The organism is Microbacterium sulfonylureivorans (assembly GCF_003999995.1).
Taxonomy (GTDB): domain Bacteria; phylum Actinomycetota; class Actinomycetes; order Actinomycetales; family Microbacteriaceae; genus Microbacterium; species Microbacterium sulfonylureivorans.
In genome coordinates this window covers 311,236-335,988 of the sequence record NZ_RJAD01000003.1, presented here as the reverse complement: position 1 = coordinate 335,988, position 24,753 = coordinate 311,236, and the positions used below count along the sequence as shown (strand labels likewise).

Annotated in this window: 14 protein-coding genes; 6 read left to right on the top strand and 8 right to left on the bottom strand. The window is 70.6% G+C overall.

Features of this window, described 5'->3' with window-relative positions; genetic code table 11:
* Positions 1 to 3,405, top strand: coding sequence for an error-prone DNA polymerase (locus tag EER34_RS15005; protein ID WP_127476154.1), 3,405 nt, complete (start codon positions 1 to 3; stop codon positions 3,403 to 3,405).
* Between the two features lie 52 nt (positions 3,406 to 3,457).
* On the opposite strand, the gene EER34_RS17570 is transcribed toward EER34_RS15005, so the two are convergent.
* Positions 3,458 to 3,856: a DUF3806 domain-containing protein gene (locus EER34_RS17570; protein WP_164743583.1), complete on the bottom strand. Its 399-nt coding sequence runs from the start codon at positions 3,854 to 3,856 to the stop codon at positions 3,458 to 3,460.
* Between the two features lie 241 nt (positions 3,857 to 4,097).
* On the opposite strand from EER34_RS17570, the gene EER34_RS14995 reads away from it, so the two are divergent.
* Complete coding sequence (locus EER34_RS14995; RefSeq protein ID WP_127476151.1) at positions 4,098 to 4,499, top strand: glucose-6-phosphate dehydrogenase; 402 nt, start codon at positions 4,098 to 4,100, stop codon at positions 4,497 to 4,499.
* Between the two features lie 57 nt (positions 4,500 to 4,556).
* On the opposite strand, the gene EER34_RS14990 is transcribed toward EER34_RS14995, so the two are convergent.
* Positions 4,557 to 7,124 (bottom strand): winged helix-turn-helix domain-containing protein, encoded by a 2,568-nt coding sequence (locus EER34_RS14990; RefSeq protein ID WP_164743582.1) that lies wholly within the window; start codon positions 7,122 to 7,124, stop codon positions 4,557 to 4,559.
* A gap of 683 nt (positions 7,125 to 7,807) precedes the next feature.
* Between EER34_RS14990 and EER34_RS14985 the strand changes: the two genes are divergently transcribed.
* Positions 7,808 to 15,358 (top strand): Ig-like domain-containing protein, encoded by a 7,551-nt coding sequence (locus EER34_RS14985; protein WP_127476147.1) that lies wholly within the window; start codon positions 7,808 to 7,810, stop codon positions 15,356 to 15,358.
* A gap of 94 nt (positions 15,359 to 15,452) precedes the next feature.
* Here EER34_RS14985 and EER34_RS14980 read toward each other — a convergent pair whose 3' ends face one another.
* The 3 genes from EER34_RS14980 to alr form a co-directional block, all read right to left on the bottom strand.
* Positions 15,453 to 16,199 (bottom strand): patatin-like phospholipase family protein, encoded by a 747-nt coding sequence (locus EER34_RS14980; protein WP_127476145.1) that lies wholly within the window; start codon positions 16,197 to 16,199, stop codon positions 15,453 to 15,455.
* A gap of 125 nt (positions 16,200 to 16,324) precedes the next feature.
* Complete coding sequence (locus EER34_RS14975) at positions 16,325 to 17,377, bottom strand: D-alanine--D-alanine ligase family protein (RefSeq protein ID WP_164743581.1); 1,053 nt, start codon at positions 17,375 to 17,377, stop codon at positions 16,325 to 16,327.
* Entirely contained in the window at positions 17,374 to 18,534 is a 1,161-nt protein-coding gene (gene alr, locus EER34_RS14970) for an alanine racemase (protein ID WP_127476142.1), read from the bottom strand. Before alr ends, EER34_RS14975 begins: the two co-directional genes overlap by 4 nt.
* Before the next feature lie 86 nt (positions 18,535 to 18,620).
* Between alr and EER34_RS14965 the strand changes: the two genes are divergently transcribed.
* Positions 18,621 to 19,301 (top strand): M15 family metallopeptidase, encoded by a 681-nt coding sequence (locus EER34_RS14965; protein WP_127476140.1) that lies wholly within the window; start codon positions 18,621 to 18,623, stop codon positions 19,299 to 19,301.
* A 60-nt stretch (positions 19,302 to 19,361) separates the two neighbouring features.
* Here EER34_RS14965 and EER34_RS14960 read toward each other — a convergent pair whose 3' ends face one another.
* Positions 19,362 to 20,843: an aminotransferase class I/II-fold pyridoxal phosphate-dependent enzyme gene (locus EER34_RS14960; RefSeq protein ID WP_127476138.1), complete on the bottom strand. Its 1,482-nt coding sequence runs from the start codon at positions 20,841 to 20,843 to the stop codon at positions 19,362 to 19,364.
* 159 nt (positions 20,844 to 21,002) lie between these two features.
* Between EER34_RS14960 and EER34_RS14955 the strand changes: the two genes are divergently transcribed.
* The gene (locus EER34_RS14955; RefSeq protein WP_127476136.1) at positions 21,003 to 21,707 is read left to right on the top strand and encodes a hypothetical protein; all 705 of its coding nucleotides are present in this window, start codon (positions 21,003 to 21,005) and stop codon (positions 21,705 to 21,707) included.
* A gap of 572 nt (positions 21,708 to 22,279) precedes the next feature.
* Here EER34_RS14955 and EER34_RS14950 read toward each other — a convergent pair.
* The gene (locus tag EER34_RS14950; RefSeq protein ID WP_127476134.1) at positions 22,280 to 22,885 is read right to left on the bottom strand and encodes a hypothetical protein; all 606 of its coding nucleotides are present in this window, start codon (positions 22,883 to 22,885) and stop codon (positions 22,280 to 22,282) included.
* 131 nt (positions 22,886 to 23,016) lie between these two features.
* On the opposite strand from EER34_RS14950, the gene EER34_RS14945 reads away from it, so the two are divergent.
* Entirely contained in the window at positions 23,017 to 23,196 is a 180-nt protein-coding gene (locus tag EER34_RS14945) for a helix-turn-helix domain-containing protein (protein ID WP_240642409.1), read from the top strand.
* A gap of 1,106 nt (positions 23,197 to 24,302) precedes the next feature.
* Here EER34_RS14945 and EER34_RS14940 read toward each other — a convergent pair.
* Positions 24,303 to 24,740, bottom strand: coding sequence for a C1 family peptidase (locus EER34_RS14940; RefSeq protein ID WP_164743580.1), 438 nt, complete (start codon positions 24,738 to 24,740; stop codon positions 24,303 to 24,305).
* Positions 24,741 to 24,753 lie beyond the last annotated feature (13 nt).

The window sequence follows — 24,753 nt, the reverse complement described above, 5'->3', positions numbered from 1 at the left end:
ATGGGCTTCGACAATCCCTCCGTGCCGTGGTCCGAGATGGAGCGGCTGCTCAGCGACCGGCGTCGGCCGGGCGGCCCTCCCGCCGGCGCCGACGGCGGAGACAGCCCGGCATGGTCGCACAAGCGGGGGCCATACGTCGCGCCGGGCATCGAGCGTCCCGCCGACGCGATCCCGTACGCCGAGCTGCACGCGCATTCGTCGTTCTCGTTCCTCGACGGGGCGTCCTCGCCCGAAGAGCTCGCGGAGGAGGCGGAGCGTCTGGGGCTGCACGCCCTCGCGATCACCGACCACGACGGCTTCTACGGCATCGTGCGCTTCGCCGAGGCCGCCGAGTCGCTGCAGCTCAAGACCGTGTTCGGGGCCGAGCTCTCGCTCGAGCTCCCCAAGCCGCAGAACGGCGAGCCCGACCCGGCCGGCGCGCACCTGCTCGTGCTCGCGCGCGGCGAGGAGGGCTACCACCGGCTCGCGGGCGCCATCACCCACGCGCAGCTGCAGGGGGCCGAGAAGGGGCGTCCGGTGTACGACCTCGACGAGCTCGCCGCGCAGGCAGCGGGCGAGTGGGCCGTGCTCACCGGATGTCGCAAGGGCGCGGTGCGGCGCGCGCTCGCCGACGGGGGAGCGGATGCCGCGTCCCGCGAGCTCGACCGCCTCGTCGCCCTTTTCGGGCGCGACGCCGTGCACGTCGAGCTGATCGACCACGGCAATCCGCTCGACACGCGCGACAACGACGTGCTGGTCGGCCTTGCGCGCGAGCGCCGGCTGCCGCTGCTCGCGACGAACAACGTCCACTACGCGGTGCCGAGGCGTCAGCTGCTGGCCGCCGCGGTCGCGGCGGTGCGCGCGAACCGGGGGCTCGACGAGCTCGACGGCTGGCTGCCGGCCCACGCCGGCGCGCACCTGCGCAGCGGGGCGGAGATGGCGGAGCGGTTCGTGCGCCACCCCGATGCCGTGGCCCGCACCGTCGTGCTGGCGGACGAGCTCGCCTTTCCCCTCCGCCGTGCCAAGCCCGCGCTGCCGAAGCAGGAGGTCCCCGAGGGGCACACGCCGATGTCGTGGCTGCGTCACCTCGTGTGGGAGGCGGTGCCCCGCAAGTACCCCGACCTGTCCGAGAAGGACCGGGCCCGCATCGAGAAGGAGCTGGGGGTCATCGAGCTGAAGGACTTCCCCGGCTACTTCCTGATCGTCCACGGCATCGTGCAGGAGGCGCGGCGCCGCGGCATCCTGTGCCAGGGCCGCGGCTCCGCGGCCAACAGCGCCATCTGCTACCTGCTCGACATCACCGCGGTGGACGCGATCGCGTACGACCTGCCGTTCGAGCGGTTCCTGTCGAGCCTGCGCGACGAGGAGCCCGACATCGACGTCGACTTCGACTCCGACCGCCGCGAGGAGATCATCCAGTGGGTGTACGGGCAGTACGGGCGCCAGCGCGCCGCGCAGGTCGCCAACGTCATCCAGTACCGGCCCAAGAACGCCGTGCGCGACATGGCGAAGGCGCTCGGGCATTCGCCCGGTCAGCAGGATGCCTGGTCGAAGCAGGTCGAGGGGTGGGGTGCGAGCCTCCAGACAGGGCCGGGCCACGACATCCCGGATCGCGTCCTCGAGTTCGCCGGCGAGCTGCTGAAGGCTCCGCGGCATCTCGGCATCCACTCCGGCGGGATGGTGCTCACCGACCGGCCGGTGGGGGAGGTCGTGCCGATCGAGCACGCCCGCATGGAGAACCGCACGGTGATCCAGTGGGACAAGGACGACGCCGCCTGGATGGGGCTCGTGAAGTTCGACCTGCTGGGGCTCGGGATGCTGGCCGCCCTGCAGTACTGCTTCGACATGATCCGCGCCTCGACGGGCGAGGACTGGGAGCTCTCCACGCTGCCGAAGGAGGAGAAGGCGGTCTACGATATGCTGTGCCGTGCGGATTCGATCGGGGTGTTCCAGGTCGAGTCGCGTGCGCAGATGGGGCTCCTGCCGCGCCTGCAGCCGAGACGGTTCTACGACCTGGTGATCGAGATCGCGCTCATCCGCCCCGGGCCGATCCAGGGCGGCGCGGTGCACCCGTTCGTGCGGCGCAAGCTCGGGCTCGAGAAGGTCACCTACGCCCACGAGAAGCTCGAGCCCGTGCTCGAGCGCACGCTCGGCATCCCGGTGTTCCAGGAGCAGCTCATGCAGATGGGCATGGCGGTCGGCGGACTCAGCGGCGAGGACGCCGACCTGCTGCGGCGGGCGATGGGCTCCAAGCGCGGGGTCGAGCGGATCGAGTCGCTGAAGGAGAAGCTGTACGCGGGCATGGCCGAGAACGGGCTGGTGGGCGAGGACGCCGACGCGATCTACGCCAAGATCCAGGCGTTCGCGAACTTCGGGTTCGCGGAGTCCCACTCGCTGTCGTTCGCGCTGCTCGTGTACGCGAGCTCGTGGATCAAGCTGCACTATCCGGCGGCGTTCCTCGCGGGGCTGCTGCGCGCGCAGCCGATGGGGTTCTACTCTCCGGGCACGCTGGTGTCGGATGCCCGGCGCCACGGCGTCGAGGTGCGCCGCCCCGACCTGCATCTGTCGGGGGTCGAGGCGGTGCTCGAGCCGGTCGAGGGCTCCGATGCCGAGCCCGCGCCGACGGGTAGAGACGAGTGCGCCGCCCGCACCCAGCCACCGGTGGGGGAGTTCGACCTGCACGCTCCCGACGAGTCCGCCGCCCACCGCCGTGACAGGCGCTTCTCGGTGCGGCTCGGCCTCGCCGGCGTCAAGGGGATCGGGGCCAAGGTCGCCGAGCGCATCGTCGCCGCCCGTGAGGCGGGCGGGCCTTTCCGCGACCTCCGCGACCTCGTCCGACGCACCAGCGTGACCGCCGCCCAGCTCGAGGCGCTCGCGACCGCGGGGGCGTTCGACGCCCTCGGGCTCGCACGGCGCGAGGCGATCTGGCTCGCCGGGTCGGCGGCGCTCGACCGGCCGGAGTTCCTTCCCGACTCGCTCGTGTCGGTGCAGCCGCCGCTGTTCACCGATCCGACGAGCTACGAGCGGCTCGCCGCCGATCTGTGGGCGACCGGGGTCTCGACCGACGACCACCCGATGACCCACTACCGCTCCGGGCTCGACGCCCGCGGCGTGCTCACGTCGCGTGAGCTGCGCACCCACGACGTCGGACGCCGCATCGAGGTGGCGGGACTCGTGACCCACCGGCAGCGGCCGGCCACGGCATCCGGTGTCACCTTCATCAATCTCGAGGACGAGCACGGACTCGTCAACGTGATCTGCTCGGTGGGGGTCTGGAACCGCTATCGGCGGGTGGTGCGCGACGCACCGGCGCTGATCGTGCGCGGGATGCTGGAGCGCTCGGTCGAGGGCGTCACGAACCTCCTCGCCGACAGGTTCGAAGACCTGCGAGTGGGGGTGCACCACCAGTCCCGGGACTTCCGATGACGTGCGGCAGCCGGTCACCCGCGTTCCGCGTCGGCGCACGGACCTCCGCGCGTCAGACCGCCTTCGGCGCCCGCAGCCGCACGATCATCGCCCCGGTCTCCGCGACGTACTGGGCGAGACCGACCGAGCCGCCCTCCCAGCGCCGGGCGACGGCATCCAGCGGGAACACCACCGTCTTCTTCGCGTCGCCGTAGAGCGCCGGCCGGGTCCCGTGCTTGTCCACGACCGTCACCCATCGCAGTCCCAGCCGCTCGGCGAGGATCTGGCCGACTCCGGCGCCGACGAGGTTCACGAGCGGCGTGGGGTCCTGCGCGCCCGCCGAAGCGCGCGCCCGCTCGAGGTAGGCGTCGAGCGCGACGGGATCGAGGGCGACGTCGAGACGCTCCAGGGTCGCGACGTGACCGGCGACCCAGTCGGCCTCCTCCTCGGTGAGGTCGGTGATCTCCTTCATCGGTCCTCCTGCGCGGCGTCCGGCGATGCGGTGAACGGACACTACGCACCGCCGATGAACGCGCCGCGAACAGCGGGTGTCGACTCCGCCGCGCGAGCGCTTCGCGCGATGAGCGGATGCTTCGGCCCCCGGCATCCGCCCGTGCACTCCGCGTTCAGCCGCGGCAGGTAACCTCGAACAGTCGCTTCGGAACAGCGGTGCCATCGTGCCGCCCATCCCGAAGCCCGAGAAGGGAATTTCCATGAAGGTCGTCGCGTCCTCCGATTGGCGAGACGACCTCGCATTCGAGACCCCCACTCTCGTCGCCGAGGTCTCCCCGGGCGAGGCCACTCGCTGCTCGGTCTGCGGAGGCGACTCCGAGCCGCTGCCGCGCACCGAGCTCTGGGCGGTCAAGCACCGCCACCCGAAGCAGCACGGCGGCTACGTCCGGTTCTACTGCCAGACGCACCTGCCCGCGATCCCGGCGCCGAAGCCCGTCGCCGCGGCACCCGCCCGACGGGCGGCAGGCAGCAGCGAGCGTCGCACGACGGCTCCGCGCCGACCCACCTCGGTCGAGGATCGCCCGCGTGCGGTCTGCCCGACGTGCTGGGTCGAGGTCCCCTCGACCGGTGTGTGCGGGGTGTGCGGCGAGACCATCGTCTGACCCGGCGCGTCGACCCGGCGCGCGCCTCCCGGTGCGTGTGCACCCCGGCGATCGGGGTCAGTGCAGGAGCCGGACGGCTTCGCGGCGCGTCGACGCTCCGAGCTTGCGGTAGATCGCGCGCTGGTGGGTCTTGACGGTGTTCACCGAGATGCCGAGGGTGTCGGCGATCTCGATGACGGTCGCATCGGTGCGCAGGCGCTCGAGAACCGCCCGTTCCATCGACGTCAGCTTGCCGCGGATCGTCGGCGGCTCCTGCGGTGCCAGGAACGACGCGATGAGCTCCTCGTGCGCGGTGCCCCACCTGAGGTGCTCGCCGAGCATCCGGCGGATCACCGGGTCGTCCTCACAGAACGGCTTGCGGATGCCTTCGCGCGACGCCAGGCGCAGCGCCTCGTCGAGAAGGCCGTGGGCTCCGGTGAGGTCGTCGCGGCGCTCCTGAAGCACGGCCGAGGTCGTGAGCTGAGCGACGTGCACGTACGCGATGTCCGCGTATGCGCGCTGATTCTCGATCAGGCGCAGGGCACTTGTGACTTCGCCGCCGCGACGCAGGATTCCCGAGAGGGTGACCGCGACGAGGGGAACGTCGGTCGCCTCCGCCTGTGAGCGCGCCAGCGCCATCGCACGCGCCCGATTGCCGGCTGCCTCCTCGAGGACAGCGGATGCCGCGAGCCGGAACGCCGGCCAGGAGAGGCCGTGGGTCTCGATCTTCGGCATGGCGGCGAGCTCTCGCGCCGCGCGCCGCTGGACGAGAGGGTCGTTCATCGCCGCCGCTGTGAACGCGAGCATCATGCGCGCGATTCCCGCGAAGGCCCGTGCGGCGCCGCCACCGTCGATCACGCGCGAGAATTCGCGGTCGGCGTCTTCGAGGTCATTCGCCCAGTACGCGACGAATCCGGCGGCGGAGCCCGCGCCCTCACCGGCGTAGTAGCCCCACGGCCCCGGATCCTCTGCCGATCCGTTGCCGAGCATCGACAGCGTGGTGCGCGCGCGTTTCAGGTGACCGCCCCACGCCTGCGCGAAGGCGAGCTGGCTGGCGGCCCGACGGGCCAGGTGCACATCCCCGATGGCGTCCGCTTCGCGCAGGGCCGACTGCAGGAGCTCCACGATCGCGGCGGGGTCGCCGCGATGTCGGAGTTCAGCCCAGCCGAGCAGGTAGAGCACCGCCGCGCGGGTGCGACGGTGGCCGGGTGCCGCCGCGGACAGCCGTGCGCGGACGTCGGCGCTCGCAGCCGCGACATCCGCGCGCTGGTCCAGCAGGAACAGGCGGGTCAGCGCGAGCGTGCTGTCGTAGCGCGGGAGGGCCGGGCGCTCGGCCGCGGCCGCTTCGGCCTGAGCGAACAGGAGCTTCGCATGGGTGCTGCCGCCGAGCACGTCCTGCGCGCAGGCGCGGATGAGCATGACCCGCGGGTCGGTGCGCAGGGGAGCGGGCAGCTCGATGCAGAGGCGATCCAGTGCGGCCGCCTCCGTGCCGACGACGGCGGTGACCCATCCGTCGAGGAGCACCTCCAGTGCGCACTCCGCCTCGCCGGCCTCGAGCCAGTGGGCGGCGGAGGCGAGCGGGTCGACGTCGCTGAGGAAACGGGCGGCCGTCTTCTGCAGCAGCGTCAGGCGCTCGGGGTCGGTGGCCGCCAGGATGGCGCGGCACTCCTGGGCGAACACGGGGTGCCACCGGTATGCCGTGCGACGGCCCGAGCGGAAGCGGTCGAGGAAGAGCCCCAGCTTGACTGCCTGCTCGAGGAGTCCGCCGGCGTCGGGGCGACCCGACAGCGCCGCCGCCAGGCTCGCCGTGACGTCCGGGCGGACCGTGGTGGCCAGCACGAAGTCGGTGAGCTGAGGCGGCAGCGAGCGGAGGACGAAGTCGCGGACGTACTCGTGCAGGAGCCGCGGCCGGGAACCGGGTTCGAGCGCTGACGGGTACGCGCCGCCGACCAGCACCGCGCGGACGGCGATCGGCCATCCGCGCGTCTCGCGCAGGAGGGCGCCGTCGTCGTGCTCGAAGCGCGTACCGGCCGCCAGGGCGGCGATCTCGGTCGCGTCGAACGCGAGGTCGTCGGCGCTCACCGTCTTCGCGTACGTGCTCAGGATGTGGCGGGACAGGCTGATCTCGAGTGCGGGCGTGCCGACCAGGACGATGCGGAGCGAGTCCGGCGCCGAGTCGATGAGCGCACCCAGCAGGCTCTCGCTCAGCGCGTCGCCCGTCCGATGGGCGTCGTCGACGACCAGCACCGTCGTCCCCTCGATCTCGGCGAGGGCCTCGCAGAGCGCCCGATACGTGTCTCCGGTCACCTCGGCCTGGGGGTCGACTCCCAGCAGCGGTGCGACCGACGAAGGTCCGCGGCGGGCGGATGACTGGAGCGCCTCGATCACGCTCAGTCCGAGTTGCGCCGGGTCGGCGTCATACACGCTCAGGCTCAGCCAGGCGACCGGTTCGGGTCGGGACGCCGCCCACATGCTCACCGCGGAGGTCTTGCCGTATCCGCTCGGCGCCGAGACGACCGTGATGCGCTCGGACGCGACGGCATCGTCGAGGAGCGCCGTGAGTCGAGGCCGCGCGAGAGCGCCCCGCTGTGTCTCGGGCGGTCTGAATCGCGTCCAGGGGAAGGACGAGGTGGCGGCGAGCGACATCCCGGTGAGTATAAGGCGATCGTGCACGATATCCGAACACGCGCGAAACGCGGCGATTTCCGCGGACGGCGCAGACCTCATCCTCAACGGATGAGATTGGCCTCCAGCGGAGCGCTGTCCCTTGACGATCCGTTCTGCTCCTCGGGACGCTGGCCACGCCCCGGCGAGTTGGGCCAGGGGCGAGTTTCTTGGAGGGAGGGCCATGAGACGACCGACATCAGCGACGGCCCGCCGCCGAGAATCGGCCGCGCACCGCGCAGGCATCGCCGCCGCATCCGGCCCCGTCCTCGCTGCTCAGCCCGCCCGAGCGCCCGCGCGCGACGGACCGGGGGCGGGCGGCGCATCCGCCGCCGCCTCTTTGCACACCTGACCGATCCACCCGGGGGGAATGGACTTGGAGCTTTCTGCATCGCCTCTGACGCGGCATCCCGTTCCGTCGGCGCCGTTCGGCGTGCCTGCGGGAGCGAGGAGCGCCCGGCTCGTGCGGCGGATCGCATCTCGTCGGGGTGATTCGCGTAACAAGACCACGGGCGTGGACTCTCAGAGGTCAGCAGGACCCACGGCCATGCCCGGAACGAAGAGGTAGAGCAGTGAAGCGAGACCACGGATCAGCCCGCCCGACGACGGGAGCACCGCGCTCCCGAGTGCTCACGCTATGGACTCGACCTCAGCGAATCGGCGCCGTGCTCGCGGCGGTCGCCCTGGTGTTCGGCGTCGTCCCCGCCACGGCCGCCAGCGCCGCGGGTCCGGCTGTGGTGTCGGTCGTCACCACGATCACGGACGCCGCCGGGAACCCGGTCAGCACCGTGGATGCGCAGACGATGACGCACTACTACGTGAACGTCGCGTACAGCTGCAACGTCGCGGACTGCACGGGCACGAAGGTGGATCTCCCCGCAGTGGCTGTCGACCCGTTCTACGGGACGCAGCGCCGTGAGACCGCCACGTACATCTTCAACCCGCCGTACACGCCCGCTCCCGCTGTCACCGGCACGCCCGCGACCGGGCTGTCCGTGAACCTGGGGACCGTGGCTGCGGGTACCAGCGGGTCGTTCAGCATCGGCTACAACATCTTCTCCAACCCGGCGAACGCTCCTGCGCCGGGCTCGTACTTCCTGAACGGCTCGCCGGTGACGGCGTCTGCGACCATCTCGGCCGCGAATTCCGACAACCCCGCCACGAGCACCACGAACGCGACATGGAAGAGCACGGTCCCGAACCCGTCTGCGGCGCTCAACGGGAACTCGACCACCGTGGCAGCGGGCGCCGATGTTCAGGTGTGGCCCCACTACAGCTTCTCCGGATGCGGCACCTGGGACTATACGATCGCCAACTACCGGGGCTCGCCGTGGCTCACGTGCGCGCAGTCCTATGACGCGACGATTCAGCTGCCACCGAACGCGGTGTACGTTTCCAGCACCGGCGGGGTGTACAACCCGCTCACCCACACGGTCACGTTCGCTGAGACGGGTGTGAACGCTGCCGGCGGCGTGTGGAACGACCCCAGGACGGTCGTGGTGCGATTCCCGACGACGGCGTACCCGACGACCGCGCCGGGCTGTCTGGCGACGGAGACGTTCACCCTCTCGCACACCGTCACCTACCTTGACGGCCAGGTGAAGACCGCCAATGCCAGCCGGAACGTCCAGGTGGGCAACTGTGAACCATTCGCCAAGGCGAACATCACCAAGAGCTATTCGACCGGTGCGACGCAGAACATCCCGGTCGCCCCCGCTGCACCGACAACGAGCGGCTACTGGGGTGTGACCGTCAACAACCAGTCGAACGTGACCGGTGTCGGCACCATCGTCGACAACACTCTCAACCCACCGGGTTTGCCGACTCGCGCGATTCAGGTCAACGCCGGTGGTCCGGCAACCATCGACTACACGCTGGACAACGGCACCACAGGAACCGTAGTCGTCAACAACGGCACCTGGTACGCCGCACCGGCGGGGCGGACCATCACTGCTGCGACAGCCACATCGTCACCGCTCCTCCCGGTGAACACCTCGCCGTCAGGAACCGCGAACAGCCCTTTCACCTTGCTGTTCTGGACCACGCTGTCGTCGGGAACGTCGCCGGGGGTGCGGACCAACACTGCGACGGGTTCGATGGCGTACCCCACGACGCCGACGCTCACCACGACAAGCCTCGGACCGGCCAACGGAAGCGTCAACCTCGTGGACCCGGTTGTGACGCCGCCTCCGGTCACCTTCACGTCAGGCGCTCCCGCGGCGACGGTCACCGGCGGCGGCACCGCTGTCGTCGGCAGTGAGGTGACCTGGCGGACGACCGGCTCGATGACGAACGTGCCCGCAGGATCGACGATCCGGCCGCAGTACTCCTTCATCGCTCCGCTCGGATGGGAGATCCTCCCGAACGGGGCGTCTTTCGCCACCGCGGCCCCGGCGGGTACGACGTTCGACTACCGCACGGTCACCTACAACGGGACGCAGCGGCAGGCCGTCGTCGCGACGTGGCCGACGGCGGTGACGGGCACCATCACGCTGCCGCAGCTCGTGGTGCGGTCCACGCCGACCCTTGCCGCGCCCGCAGGTGTGAACACTCAGACGGCGACGGCACTGCTCGGTGACGCCGAGAACAGCATCGTCAACACCTACACGACCAATCGGTACAACGACGCCACCGACCTGGACGGTGACGGTGCGACCGCGGACGCGTTCGCCCGCGCGGAGGCGAACACGTCGCTGGCCGCCACCCGTGGGTTCGCGGTGACGAAGGAGATCTGCCGGCCCGAGACCTCCGCCGCTGACGGCTGCGACTGGATCTCCGACCCCGACATCAAGGTCGGTGTGCCGCCGGCAGCCACCTCGATCAAATACCGCATCACCGTCAAGAACACCGGCAACGCCGACCTGACCGGCGTGAACCTGTACGACGTGCTCCCGTTCATCGGCGACACCGGAACCTCCACAGCGACCGCCGGCGTGCCCCGCGGCAGCACGGTCAAGGAGACCCTCGCGTCCGTCAGCAACATCGACGCCGGTGTCACCCTTGCCTACTCCGCATCGACGAACCCGCCCCGCCCCGAGGTGTACTCGGGTGCGACGACGGGGGACTGGACGGCGTCGCTGGTGGGCGCCAGCGCGCTGCGCGCCACCATCGCCAGCCTGCCGTTCGCCGGTTCGAAGTCGTTCGTGTACGAGGCATCCCTCGTCGGTGGTTCCGCTGACCAGGTCGCCTGCAACTCCGTCGCCGGTGCTGCGAACCTGCTTGCGGCGATCGAGCCGCGCGCGGTGTGTGCCACCACAGAGGAGTCGGACCTGCGCATCGTCGCCGCGTCGCGCTTCCCGCTGCAGATCGGACGAGTCGGCGCAGTCCCCTTCACCGTCACGAACCTCGGTGGTTCGGCGACGGCGCCGGCGACCGCGGCGTTCGCGGTGCCCTCGGGGGTGGACATCGTCGATGTCGGCAACGCCGGCTGGGACTGCGATGCCGCCGACACCACCGGCCCGACGGTCGTCACCTGCAGGCCGGTCGCCGGTGATGGGGTGACCGCGCGCACACTTGCCCTGGACGCGCCGGAGACCCTCACGTTCGACCTGCGCCCGACCGCATCCGCGGCGAGCACCACCTGTGTCACGGGCGACATCGCCGGAATCTACAACGACCCGAACGCCGCGAACGACACGGCTGTGTCGTGCTCCACCGTGACGGCTGCGAGCCCGGAGATCGACGTCACCAAGACCGACGGCGTCGACACGGTCGAGGTCGGCGCGGAGACCACGTACACGCTCACCGCGACCAACGGGCTCACCGGCGAGGCACTGAACGGGGTGCTGGTCACCGACACCCTCCCCGCCGGTCTCGAGTTCGTCTCGGCAAGCCCGGGCATCACCGTGAGCGGTCAGGAGATCACGTGGAACGTCGGCTCGCTCACCGCGGCCGGCACCGTCGGTGACGGCACGGCGACCACCGGCGCCGCCGGGTCTTCCGCGCAGGCGACGGTGACGGTCCGCGTGCTCCCGGGCACGAAGGACACGGTCGTCAACACCGCCACGGTGGAGGCATCCGACCCCGCGGACGGCTCTGTGACGCTGAGCGACACGGCATCCGACACCGACAGCGTCGTGAACGTGTTCACGGCCCTCGACCCGGCGGAGACGACCCCGCAGAACACGGCTGTGACCACGGCGCTCGCCGACATCGTCACCGCCGCGGGTGCGCCGCTGGATCCGGCCTCGGCGACCGCGCAGACCGCTCCGCAACACGGCGCAATCACGATCGACCCCGCCACCGGTGCGGTGACCTACACGCCGGATGCCGGCTACGCCGGGCCTGACGCGTACGAGATCCGGGTCTGCGACACGTCCGCTCCCGTGCAGTGCACGGTGGCCGGTGCGACGGTCACCGTCGAGCAGAACACGGTGACCGCCGTGGACGACGACGCGACGACCTCGGTGGGCGCGGCGGTCACGACGGACGTCCGGGCGAACGACACGTCGGCGTCCGGCCAGTCGCTGGCCTTCCCGACGGTGACGGTCGCCGGTGCGAACGGCACCGCGACCGTCCAGGGCGACGGAACGGTCACGTACGCGCCGGACGCCGGATTCAGCGGTGCGGATGCCTACACCTACGAGGTCTGCGACACGTCGTCTCCGACCCCGGTGTGCGACACGGCCACCGTCGACGTGCTGATGCACAACGTGTTCGTCGACGGTCCTGCCGCCGACGCGAACGGCGGCATCGGCACTGCGCAGAACACGCCGGTCACGACGCCCCTCGCCGACATCGTCACCACCACGGGCGCGGCGCTCGACGCGACCACGGTCGCCGAGGTCGACGCGCCACGGCACGGCAGCATCAGCATCGACCCTGTGACCGGCGCCGTCACGTACACGCCGCAGACGGGGTACGGCGGCACGGACACGTACGAGGTGAGCGTGTGCGACACCGCTGCCCCGCAGGAGTGCCATTCGGTCATCGTCGGCATCACCGTGCCCCCGAACGTGGTCACGGCCGTCGACGACGACGCGCAGACGCTGACAGGCCAGGCGGTCACGACCGACGTGCGCGCCAACGACGAGTCCGAGAGCGCCCAGCCGTTCGCGCCCCCGACGATCATCACCGCACCGGACCACGGTGCGGCCGTGGTCAACGGCGACGGCACGGTCACCTATACGCCCGCACCCGGATACAGCGGCACCGACTCCTACCGCTACGAGCTGTGCGACACGTCGTTCCCGGTCGCATCCTGCGACAGCGCCACCGTCACGGTCACGATGGGCAACGTGTTCGTCGACGGCCCGGCGGCAGCTGCCAACGCCGGCGTCGACACGGCGCAGAACACCGCGGTGACGACCCCGCTCGACGACATCGTCACCACGCTCGGCGCTCCCGTCGATCCGACGGAGGTCACCCAGGTGACGGCGCCGCAGCACGGATCGATCTCGATCGCGGCATCCGGTGCGGTGACCTACACGCCGACCGCCGGATACTCGGGCCCTGACGCCTACACCGTGCACGTCTGCGACACGGCGACGCCATCGCAGTGCCACGACGTCACGGTGGGCGTCACGGTCGCCGCCAATGTGGTGACGGCCGTCGACGACCCCGCGGCGACCACGGCCGACCAGCCCGTCACCACCCCGGTCCTCGCGAACGACACCAGCGCGAGCGGGCAGCCGCTCGCCATCCCGACGGTGACCGCGCAGCCGGCGGGTGGCACCGTGACCGTGAACGGTGCCGGTGCTCTCGTCTACACGCCCGATGACGCGTTCAGCGGTGCGGACTCGTACGCGTACGAGATCTGCGACACGTCGGCGCCCACCCCGGTGTGCGACACGGCGACCGTCACGGTCGACGTCGCGAACGTGTTCGTCGACGGGCCCGCTGCGGCCGCGAACGACGGCATCGGGACGACGCAGAACGTCGCGGTGACCACGCCGCTGGCCGACATCCTCACCGCCGACGGGTCACCGGTCGACGCCACCACGGTCACCGAGGCGACGTCGCCGCAGCACGGCAGCATCGCGGTGGATCCGGCCACGGGCGCCGTCACCTACACGCCCACGCCCGGCTACTCGGGTGCCGATGCGTACACCGTCACCGCCTGTGACGGCGCGACCCCGCAGGAATGCCACGACGTCACCGTCGCCGTAGAGGTCGCGGACAACGTCGTGACGGCCGTCGACGACGTGGCGACCACCGAGGCGGGGCAGGATGTCGTCACCGACGTCCGGGGCAATGACACCTCCGCGTCCGGCCAGGCCTTCGCGATTCCGACCGTGACGAATGAGTCTTCGTCCGGAGCCACCGCCGTGAACGCGGACGGCACCATCACGTTCACCCCGGCCGCCGCATGGAGCGGAGCGACCTCGTACACCTACGAGGTGTGCGACACGTCCACCCCCGACCCCGTCTGCGACACCGCCGAGGTCGCGGTCACCGTCGACAACGTCTTCGCCGAAGGCACCGCAGCCGCCAGTCGCGACGGCATCACCGTCGCTCACAACGGTGCGATCACCGCGGTGCTCGCCGACATCGTCACGGCGTCCGGCGCTTCGCTCGACCCGACGACGATGGCGCAGGAGTCGGCGCCGTCGCACGGCGACCTGACCATCGACCCCGTCACCGGCGACGTCACGTACACGCCGACGGCCGGCTACGCGGGGCCCGACTCGTTCGCCGTCGAGGTGTGCGACACGGCCACGCCGCAGCAGTGCCGCAGCGTCACGGTGGCGGCGCAGGTCGAGCCGAACACCGTCTCCGCCGAGAACGACGCGGCGGCGACCGACGCGGGCCAGTCCGTCGCCAGCGACGTGCGCGCCAACGACACGTCCGCGTCCGGACAGTCCTTCGCGCTCCCGTCGGTGACCGCGCAGGCGGCGAACGGCGTCGCGGCGGTGAACGGCGACGGGACGATCACCTACACGCCGAACGCGAGCTTCTCCGGAACAGACGAGTACACGTACGAGGTCTGCGACACGTCGCACCCCGACCCCGTGTGCGACACGGCCACCGTCTCGCTGGAGATCGCGAACGTCTTCATCCACGGTCCCGCGGCCGAGGAGAACATCGGCGTCGAGGTCGCGCAGAACTCGAGCGTCACCACCCCGCTCGCCGACATCGTCACCGCGGCCGGCATGCCGCTCGACCCTGCGACGACCACCGAGGTGACCGCGCCCGAGCACGGCAGCATCACCATCGGCGCCACGGCAGGTCGGCTCGGGTTCGCCGCGCCGGCCGCCGGCGGCGGTGCGGTGACCTACACGCCGGCGCCGGGATACTCGGGTCCGGACTCCTACGAGGTGACTGTCTGCGATACCGCCACACCGCAGGAGTGCGACACGGTGGTCATCGCGGTCCGCGTCCTGCCGAACACGGTCGCGGCACCGGACCACGCCATCGCCACCCGTGTGGACGAGACGGCCGAGCCTCTGGACGTGCACGCCGGCGCGTCGTCCGCATCCGGTCAGCCGTTCGCCGCGCCGCCGGCGGTCACCGCCGAGCCTGAGCACGGAACGGTCGTCGTGAACGCCGACGACACGATCACGTACACGCCCGATGCGGGGTACGACGGCGCGGACGCCTTCACCTACGAGCTGTGCGACACGTCCAGCCCGACCCCCGTCTGCGACACGGGCGTGGTCAACGTGACCGTCGAGCCGGTCGCCGACCTCGCAGTGACCAAGACGCTCGACGTCCTGGCGGTGGTGGCGAGCAAGCCGATCAGCTACCTCATCGCCACGACCAACAACGGCCCGTCGGTGGCGACCGACGTCCGCACGGTCGACCCGATCCCCGCGGGCATCCTGAACCCCGTCGGCGCGCCCGACGATGCCGTGCCCGGCGCAGACTGCGAGACCCGGCCCACGCTCGCGAGCGATCTCGAGGGACTGGCGCCCGAGTACGGCCCGTACTCACTGGCGTCGCACCCGAACGTCGTCGAGTGCACGTATCCGGAGCTTCCGGTGGGCGTGACGATCTACGACACGATCGTGGGCACCGTCGACCCCGCGCTCGCCGCGGGTGCGGACGTCGTCAACCAGGCCGTCGCGCTCTCGGCGGCCTACGACCCGGTGCTCGCCGACAACCTCGCCGCAGCGGAGGGCGACGTCGTCGTCCTGCCTCCGGTGATCTCCGACCTTGCGACCACAGGCGGTGAGCTGCGGGCGTGGGTGCTCGTCGCGGGGCTCGCCGCGCTGATCGCAGGGGCGGGATGCCTCATCGTCGCCGTCGTTCGCAGCCGCCGGCGGTCGACGATCTGAGGCCGCACGGGCAGGCGGCGCCCCCTTCGCCGCCTGCCCGTGACATCGCCGCAGCGCCCCGGGCACGCGTCGGACGGCGGGCGATCTCGCGGCGTCAGCCGCGGGGGAGCCCTTCGGCGGCGTCCAGCGCCTCGCGGGCGGCGCGGCGGCCCTCCTCGATCAGGTTCGGCACGTCGGCCATCGACCACTGCGCCAGCCCTGTCATCTCGGGCTGGACGAGGACGATCGACGGGTCTTCCTCGAGTTCGGCGGTGCTGGAGACGACGCGCATCATGCGGACGTTCTCCCACTTCGCGTGGAGACGCACGACGATGATCCGCTCGGCGCCGAGCTGGCGCGTCGCGCCGACCGGCACGTTGTCGACCATGCCGCCGTCCATGAGCACCTGGCCGCCGCGGCGAACCGGCGGCAGGAGCCCCGGAACGGCGATCGTCGCCCGCAGCGCGAGGTTCAGCGGACCCCTGTCGATCACCACCGCCTGACGCGTGCGCACGTCGGTCGCGACGGCCGCGAAGCGTCGGGGAAGTTCCTCGATCAGCGGATCCTCGCCGAGGGTGCGGTGGATGGCGTCGGTCAGGGCGCCGGAGTCGAGCAGCCCGAGCCGCGGGGTCAGCGACATGCGGGCGATCGAGCTCCAGCGGAATGCGAGCGCGGCCTGCTCGATCGCGTCCTGCGGCACGCGGGCCGCATAGGCGGCCGCGACGAGGGCACCCGAACTGGTGCCGGCGACGATTCCGGGACGGATGCCTCGCGCTTCCAGCTCCTGCAGCACGCCGACGTGCGCGGCTCCGTACGCGCCCCCGCCGCTGAGCGTGAGGCCGAGGGTGGGATCGTCGCTCACCGTCGAACCCTCCTTCGCGTTCCGTCTCCGCGGCGGATCCGGCGGACGAGCCCGATATTAAGCCCGCCCGGCAACCGCGTCCATGCGCGACGCGGTCGACGTGCCCCGACGGTCGGTCTCCGATCTCAGCGGGACGCGGCGCCGATCCGGGGGAGGACATCCCGTCGGCGCGGGCGGGGTCGGCGCATCGCGTCGTCGACGAGGGCCTCGAGCAGCCGCGGGTACGGTGTTCCGGCAGCCGCCACCAGGCGGGGGAAGTGCGATTCGCGGCGCAGGCCGGGAATGGTGTTGATCTCGTTGAGGAGGATCCGGCCGGAACGGTCGACGAAGAAGTCGATGCGGGCGAGGCCGCGGCATCCGAGTGCCGTGAAGCACCGCAGGGCCGCCGACCGCAGCGCGTCGAGGGTGGACTCGGGGAAGGCGGCGGGGATCTCGAGCACGGCGCCCGCGCCCTCGTACTTGTGGGCGTAGGTGAATCCGCCCCCGTCCGCGTCGCGGGGGAGGTGGAGGAGCGAGGCTCCGCTCGCGCGCACGGCGCCCTCGGCATCCGTCCAGACGCCGACGCTCACCTCGTCACCGTCCACGAGCGGCTGGACCAGCGCGAGCGGCGCATCGGCGAAGGCGTCGGCGAGTGCGGCGCGCACCGGCGTGTGCCCCGGGACGACGTGGACGCCGATGCTCGATCCGCCGGTGTCGGGCTTGACGACAAGATCGCCCCCGAAGGTTCGCCGGATCGCGCCGGCCACGAGGTCGGGATCGGCGACGTAGCGGGCGCGGTCGACACACCACGTGGGGATGATCTGAACCCCGGCCGCCGCGCAGAGCCGGAGGGTCTCGCGCTTGGACAGGGCGCGCGCCGAAGCGACAGCGCCGCTTCCGACGAAGTGGATGTCGCGCTCCTCCAGTTCGCGCTGCATCCCGCCTCCCTCGCCCCAGCCGCCGTGGAGCACGGGGAAGACGACGGTGCCGGGGGAGACCTCGTCGAGCACGTCGGCGAAGGGCTGGGCGGGGGCGGCGAGGCTTCCGATGTGCCAGGCGCCGGCGCGGTCGACGTGCACGTCGATGACCGAGTGGCGGCCGGTCGCAGCAAGAGCCGCCGAGACGTCCCGTCCGGAGGCGACCGACACGTCGTGCTCGCTGCTCGCACCGCCCGAGACGACGACGACCTGCCGGATCACGAGCGGACGCCCTGCGCGACGACGCGAGCCACCCGCGGCCCGAGCCCGGTGAGCACCTCCTGCGGGATCGTGCCGAGGATCAGCGACCACTCGAGCAGCGACGGTTCGCCGAGCGCGGGCTCCCCGAGGAGCACGACGCGATCGCCCACCTCGACGACGGCGTCGCCGACATCGACGACGCACTGGTCCATCGAGACCGCGCCGACGAGCGGATGCCGGATCCCTCCGACCGAGACGGTCACACCGGGCCACGCCGAGCGGGGGATGCCGTCGGCGTAGCCCACCGGCAGCAGGGCGAGTCGGCCGCTGCGTGCGGTGCGGTACTGCGCGCCGTAGCCGACCGGATCGCCGGGGCCGACGTCGCGCACCTGCGCGACCGCGGTCTCCCAGCGTGCTGCGGGCTCGAGGCCGAGCGGCCGCGACCGCACCGGCTCGATGCCGAAGAGCGCTGCTCCGATGCGCACGAGGTCGAGGCGGGCATCCGGGCTGACGACCGCCGCGAGCGAGGCCGCGGCGTGACGACGGCGCGGCCGCAGGCCGGTGTCGCGGGCCGTGCGGAGGGCGTGCTCGAGCCGCGCGAGCGGACGCGCGAAGGCTCCTGCGTCGTCGTCGGTCACGCCGAAGTGGGTCCAGACGCCCGTCACGTCCACGAGTCCTCGCTGCTCCGCCGCGCGCGCCACGGCGCACAGGTCCGGCCAGTCCTGCGGCGGGCATCCCGAGCGGTGCATCCCGGTCTCGACCTCGAGCTCGACCCGCGCGCGGAGGCCGGTCTCCGCCGCGGCCGCCGCGATGAGCTCGAGCAGGCGCGGCGATGCGCACGACAGGGTGACGTCGGCCCGGATCGCGTCGGCAAGAGGAGCGCCGGGGTGCAGCATCCACACCAGAATGGGCGCGTCGATCCCTGCTGCCCGGAGCGCGAGCGCCTCGTCGCACGTGGCGACGCCCAGTTCGCCCGCACCGCCGGCGAGAGCGGCGCGAGCGACGGCGGTCGCGCCCAGTCCGAAGCCGTCCGCCTTGACGACGGCCATCACGGGCGTGCCGCAGAGCGCGCGGAGAAGGGCGGTGTTCGACGCGATCGCCGCCTCCGAGACCGTGACGACCGACGGCGCCCGATCTCGGCGATGAGAGGGACCGGTGTCGGGGGAGGGCGAGGGCATGCGTCGACCCTATGAAGCCGCGCATATCGTCTGCGTATCGAGACCCGCATACGCCGTCGCAACGCCCGTGCGAGTGGACTCGACGCATGTCCACGAGCAGTTCCCGAACCTCCCCCCGCCGCATCCGCCTGCCCTTCCTCGTCGTCATCACGACCGTCGTCGCCGTGGCGGTCGCCGCGATCGCCGGCATCGTCGGGAGCGCGTCCTCCACGGCGATCGCCGGGCCGACGACCGCGGACGCACCCGCACACACGCAGTCTGCGGACGCGACGGCGGGAGAAACCCGGACGCAGCCCGCCGCGCCGCCGCTCGACGGCCAGGTCGCTCTCGAGGACGGCGGTCTCGGCGACGGCGCGACGGTGTACGACGAGCTGCCGGCGATCTCGAACCTCGAGACTCGGCTGATCGACGCCGTCCGGCGCGCAGCGTCCGTGGCGTCTGCGGACGGGGTCGCGTTCTCGGTCAACAGCGGCTGGCGCTCCGCGCAGTACCAGGGGATGCTGCTCGACGACGCCGTCGCGGAGTACGGCTCGGCCGACGAGGCCGCCCGGTGGGTGGCGACACCCGAGACGTCGCCGCACGTGCGCGGCGAAGCGATCGACATGGGAGGGGATGCCGCGGCCTGGCTGTCGGCGCACGGCGCCGCGTACGGGCTCTGCCAGATCTACGCGAACGAGCCGTGGCACTACGAGCTGCGCGAGGAGGCCGTGGACGGCGGATGCCCGACGATGTATCCGGATCCGACGTACGACCCTCGCATGGGGTGACGGGCGGGTGCGGGGCGGTGTCCCCGGGCTCGTGAGCGGGTGCCCCGGCTCGGTGCGTGGCTACGCGACGACCTGGAGGGTCGCGAGGGTCGCGTCGGCGGCGTAGGCGATCCGTCCGCCGTCGGCGCGAGTCGCACGCAGCGCGTCGAGCGCCTCGGCGGTGACGATCTCGCCGGGCGCGAGGACGGGAACCCCGGGCGGGTAGGGCGCGATGAGCTCCGCGCAGACGCGGCCGATCGAGGCATCCGCTCGGACTGTCTCGTGAGGGGCGAAGAAGGCGTCTCTCGGCGAGATCGCCGTCTCGGATCGCACGCTCCACGCCGGCGAGGTCGCGATCCGCCGGGCCTCGCCGCGGTGGCGCTCGATCGCCGCCGCGAGCGACGTGACGAGTCGACGCACGGTCGTCTCGTCGTCGGCGAGCGTGATGATCGGCACGAGGATGTCGCGGTCGGCCATCTCGAGCGTCATGCCCTCGGCGAGGAGCTCGGCTTCGACGGCGTGCCCGTGGGCGCCGGTGCCGGCGAGCAGGACGACGAGCTTCGCGGGGTCCACGGCGAGGGGGCCTTGCGGGTGATCGGCTGGTCGGTCGACGAGCACCTCGAGCCCGTCGACGGCGGCGAGCTGCTCGCGTGCGGAGGCGACGAGGTCGACGAGCCGGCCCACCAGTGCGGCGCCGTCGCGCTGCAGCAGCGCGCGGGATGCGTCGGCGCTGGCGAGGATGGCACCGGCTGCGCTGGTGGTGGCGGATGCCTCGAACCCCCGCTCGAGCCGATCGGGGTCGAGCAGGCCGCCCGAGCGGGAGGTGCGCGCGAGGAGGAAGGCGGACTGGCTCCAGGCCGGGAGGGTCTTGTGGGCGCTGGTGATCAGGGCGTCCGCGCCGCGCGCGAGGGCGTGGGCGGGCACCTTCGGAGAGAACCCGAAGTACGCGGCCCACGCGGCGTCGACGACGAGGGGGACGCCGGACGAGTGCGCGGCCGCGGCGAGGTCTTCGATGCGGGAGAGCGTGCCGACGTATGCCGGGTCGCCGATGAGGACCCCGCAGGCGTCGGGGTGGGCTCGCAGCGCCGCTTCGACCGCGGCCACGGGAACGCCGCCCGGCAGGCCCGTGGCGGCGTCGATCTCGGGATGCACCCAGACCGGCCGCAGCCCCGCGAAGACCAGCCCGAGCAGCACCGACCGGTGGAGGGTTCGCGAGACGACCACGCTCTGCCCCGGGTGCCCGAGAGCGAGGATCGACGCCTGGTTCGCGTGCGTGGAGCCGCCGACGGAGAGCCGGCACCAGTCCACGCCCCACGCCTCGGCCGCGCGGGCTTCCGCCGTCGCCAGCAGCGCGTGGTCCTGCTTCATCGTGTCGAGGCCGGCGAGCATCGGGACGTCGCCGACGACGACGTCGCCCACCAGGTCGGTGCGGTGCTTGTGGCCCGGGATGCTGAAGGGCATCGTGCGACCGTCGCGCACGTCCCCGGTGAAACGCAGCCACGCCTCGAGGAGCGGCGCGTCGGCGGCGTAGCCGCGAGGGTCGCGGGGGTCGGGCGTGTTCATTCGTTCCCTCCTCGGGATCGCCGACGGCGTCGGTGAGAGCGACGGCGAACCGCTCCACCTGCGCCGCCTCCACTCACTCACATGCGGACGCCTGTTGTCGAGAGTTCGCCCGCGCTACCATTCGACCCAACATCACCTTTCTGGGGAACGGGGTGTGATGTGCCTGAGTTCGCGAACGGCCGAATTCCGGAGTCCAGACTGATTGCTCTGGGCAGGGGACGCAACGCCGACGGCACCTGGAAGCATCTTGCGCCGCCGGGAACGGCTGCGCGCTGGAATTGGCTCGTTGCCACGGGCAAGGCGAAGTACGGCGTCACGCTGCGAGTCACTCCGGGATGGAATCTCTTCCGCCCACTCGATGTCCAAGTCCTCTACCGACAGCGGCTGGGGATCATGGCCGCGCGTCCCGGGTTCTCCTCGCATGGCGGCGTCTTCCAAGGCAGAGACTGCATGGCGATCGATGTGCAGAATTGGGGCGACCTCGCCCCCGGCAACTCATTCACCGCGTGGGCACGGTTCATCGCCTTGTGCCGTATTGCCGGATTTCGGGTCGACTTCGTCAAGCCGCGAGAGACCTGGCACGTCGGTGACTTCGATCCCTGGAGGGTGCCGGACGCAGCCAAGGGCTTCCGTATCAATGCCATCACAGTTCGAGGTCTGGAGGACGACGATATGCCGATCATCGTAGTGCAACGAGAAAACAGCCAGCTTGCGAAAGGGCTGTTCGATACCACCACCGGAAAGCTCCGTCGAGAGATCTCGAAATCCGAGAACAACCTCTACCGCGCGGCGCAGAAGTCCAACCCCGCGTCGGTCATCTACGCCACCGTCAGCGACCGCGACTACGCCATCCTCCGCGGATAGCGTGACGCAGCGAGCTGTCTCGCGGCGTCACCTCGGGGCTGTTGCGCTCACGCCGGTGATCCCGGGATGCTGGATCCTGAGCTGACCGCGCACGGAGCGTGGCGAGGGTTGTTGGTGAGGATGAGATGCGCGACGATCCGCGGGTAACGCCTCGTCGGAGTCGCGGGGGAGGCTACTGCGTCTCCGGTCGAGCGAACCCTTGAGGTTATTTTGCCCTCCATTGGGCCGGCTTCGGGGTGAACGCTGGTCAGCGGGGTGAGTGGCACTCGAAACCGATTAACCGAATTCATCCTCCGACGCGAACCTGCAGAAACCGCGGAATTACGCGGGTTTTCGAGATTCGGGCCACATCTAGCGACGTCCGAAAACATCTAGGTGCGACCGGTTTGCGGGCAAAAAGCGGGCAAAATGGCTTTGCACTAGCGGTGAGACTACTCTTGCAGCCCGGCGTTGTCGAGAACTCGGGTCGGCTCGCCTCGGGCGAGAAGGGTTGAGCAGATCGCTCAGTGCGCCGTGGCGTCAAAGCTCCCGTCGCCAAGCACCTTACGGACATGCCTGAGCGCTATGTGGGGTCACCGGCCGAGCGACGGACCGGACGTGCCAGGTGCTTGGATGGGCGCCGTGAGAAGGTCCTCGGATGCGCGGATCCGGTTGTAGGTCTCACGAGTGATGAGGTCCTGCGCGAGGCCGGCCTCACGTGCCCGCGCCATCATCCGGGTCGCGGTGCTGACACTCACCCTGAGCCCGTCAGAGACAAGTTTCAGCGGCGCAAGATTGACGGTCGCCGCAAGACGGTACAGGGTCACGGCCTCACGGAGGTTCTCCGCATGCGAGCGGTCAGTTCGACTCCACAGCTGCGGAACGTAGTCGCGCAGCGTCGCCGGCCCCGACGCTCCATCCACCGTGGCAAGCTGGGTCGCCGACTGTTGGACGACCCACTGCACACGTACCTCGCGCAGCGAAACCGTCGTGACCTCGTCACCCTCACCGGATCGATCCAGCCGGACTGACGCGGCCGCTGCCCGGCGGAGTTGCTCGTCATAGACCACGTGGACCCTGATCGTCCCGGCAATGCCAGGCTCTTCCGCAGATACCGCATCCCAGGCCTTCGGAATGCGGACGCGATCGCCCAGTTCCACCCACTCAGGGTCGACCGCCTCGACCGCAATCTCACTCATGATGGTGAGTCTTCCACGGCGTCTCGACAAGAACAACGCGGCGTGAGGAATTGGTGTCGCGGATTGCTCGCGGCAGGAGTACTGTGTGGGCAAGTGCTGACGCGCACTGCTCATACGGGAAGGAGCGGGACATGAACAAGACAGCGAATTCGCTGGCGCTGACCATGAAGGATGCCGCGCGCCTAGTCGGCGTGGACTACCGCACGATCAAGCTCGGCATCGAGAACGGGACGATCCCCACCGTCCAGCTTGGGCAGAGACGGATGATTCCTCGCGCAGGCTTGCTCCGCGCGTTTGGAGTTGACAGCTAGGACGCGCAGCGGGTGACTTTGGAACCGTCCGCTCGAGCGGCCCGAGGGGACACACGCCGTTCTGAGGACCGTTTGGCGGACGAGCTTCGTTGGGGTCGATACCACGGCGCGCCACCCAACCCAGCTTGTACTCTGGTGCGATGCTGACGCGGTGATCTTCCTCCCCGCGTCCGTCGCCCCCTCGCCGACGCCCACGGCGGATCCGCTGCCTGTCCCGACAGTCACTGTGATTGTCCCGCCCCCGCCAGTAACGGTTAACCTCCCCGCAGGAGATCCCACCGTCGACCTCATAACTCTGATGGTCTCCGCCGCGGCAGCCATCGTCGGCGCCGTCGCCGCAGTAGCCGCTTGGAGAGCAACTCGGCACGCGGCAGGTGCCGCGGACGCAGCAAGACAGACGGCTGCTACCGAGCACGCGAACCTTGTGTTTCAGGTGGATTCAGCACGACGCGCGCAGGCAGAGCAAATTCATGTGACGTGGGGATCGACCTCCTCTGGTTCAGAGGGTTTGGAGGTGAACCTTGAACTCGTCAACAGGAGCGACGCTCCGGTGACGGACGTGAGGTACTACGGCATGTTCGACAAAGAGAAGATCACGGATGAAGCTCGCATGTCGCCGCTCGCACCTAGCGTGCAGTCGCCGTGGCTCCGCCTCTCCCGATTGCTGCCTCAAGCCTTCGAGCCGGGGAGGGGACAGGGGGTCATACAGTTTACTGACGCGAACGGAGTGCGGTGGGAACGACGCACGGGCACCGCGCCTGTCGAATTGGAGCGTGCACTGCCTAGTCAATCTGAAGCAGGGCAACGAGAAGAATAGCGACCGGTCTCTCAGCGGGACGCCGCCCGAAGCTAGTAGTAGGTCCTTGGCGCGGGGCGGTCGGCTCGATCAACAGTGGGCTCATCGCCAGCGGTCGAAATGGCATGCGCTTCCGCACTCAATGCCCGAGAACGGGTGAGTCCCGGGCGGGCAGGCAGCTCGATCTCTAGCGTCGCCGCCGACTCAAGCTGGGGGCCCAGCCCATTCGCTCCTGAGAGGGCGAGATCTTGTCCGGTTGCCTAGGCAAGATCGCCTGCAGCAATTGAATCGGTATAACCTCAGTCGCTTCCTAAGCACGAATGGATCTTGCATCAGGATCGAGCGGGGCGATATCGAGGGCTACTTGGGTGCACTGACGCGCGACTACTTCGCTCATCAAGACATGACCAGCCCTGCCCCAGTCCGCGCCCCAGCTATTGCGTAGGCACAGGAATCTGGCACCTGGTTCGGGTCCGCCCGGGATCGGCGGCCCGTCGTATATCGCGAGACCGATCGCCACGACAGCGTGCCCAGCAATTGGGCCGGTCCACGTCGTTATGACTGAGACGTCGGGATCGTAGAACTCCGGGGAGGTGAGGAGGCACATCACGACGGGCGTTCCGCCCGCGACCTTATCGATCGCTAGATCGAGGTCGAAGTAGGTCTCCGTCACCGCCCTGCGAAACGGACCGATCACTAGGCTCGACGGTGCGTACGCCGAGTCGGTGTCGTCGATCGCCGCGTCCATCGGCCATTGTGCC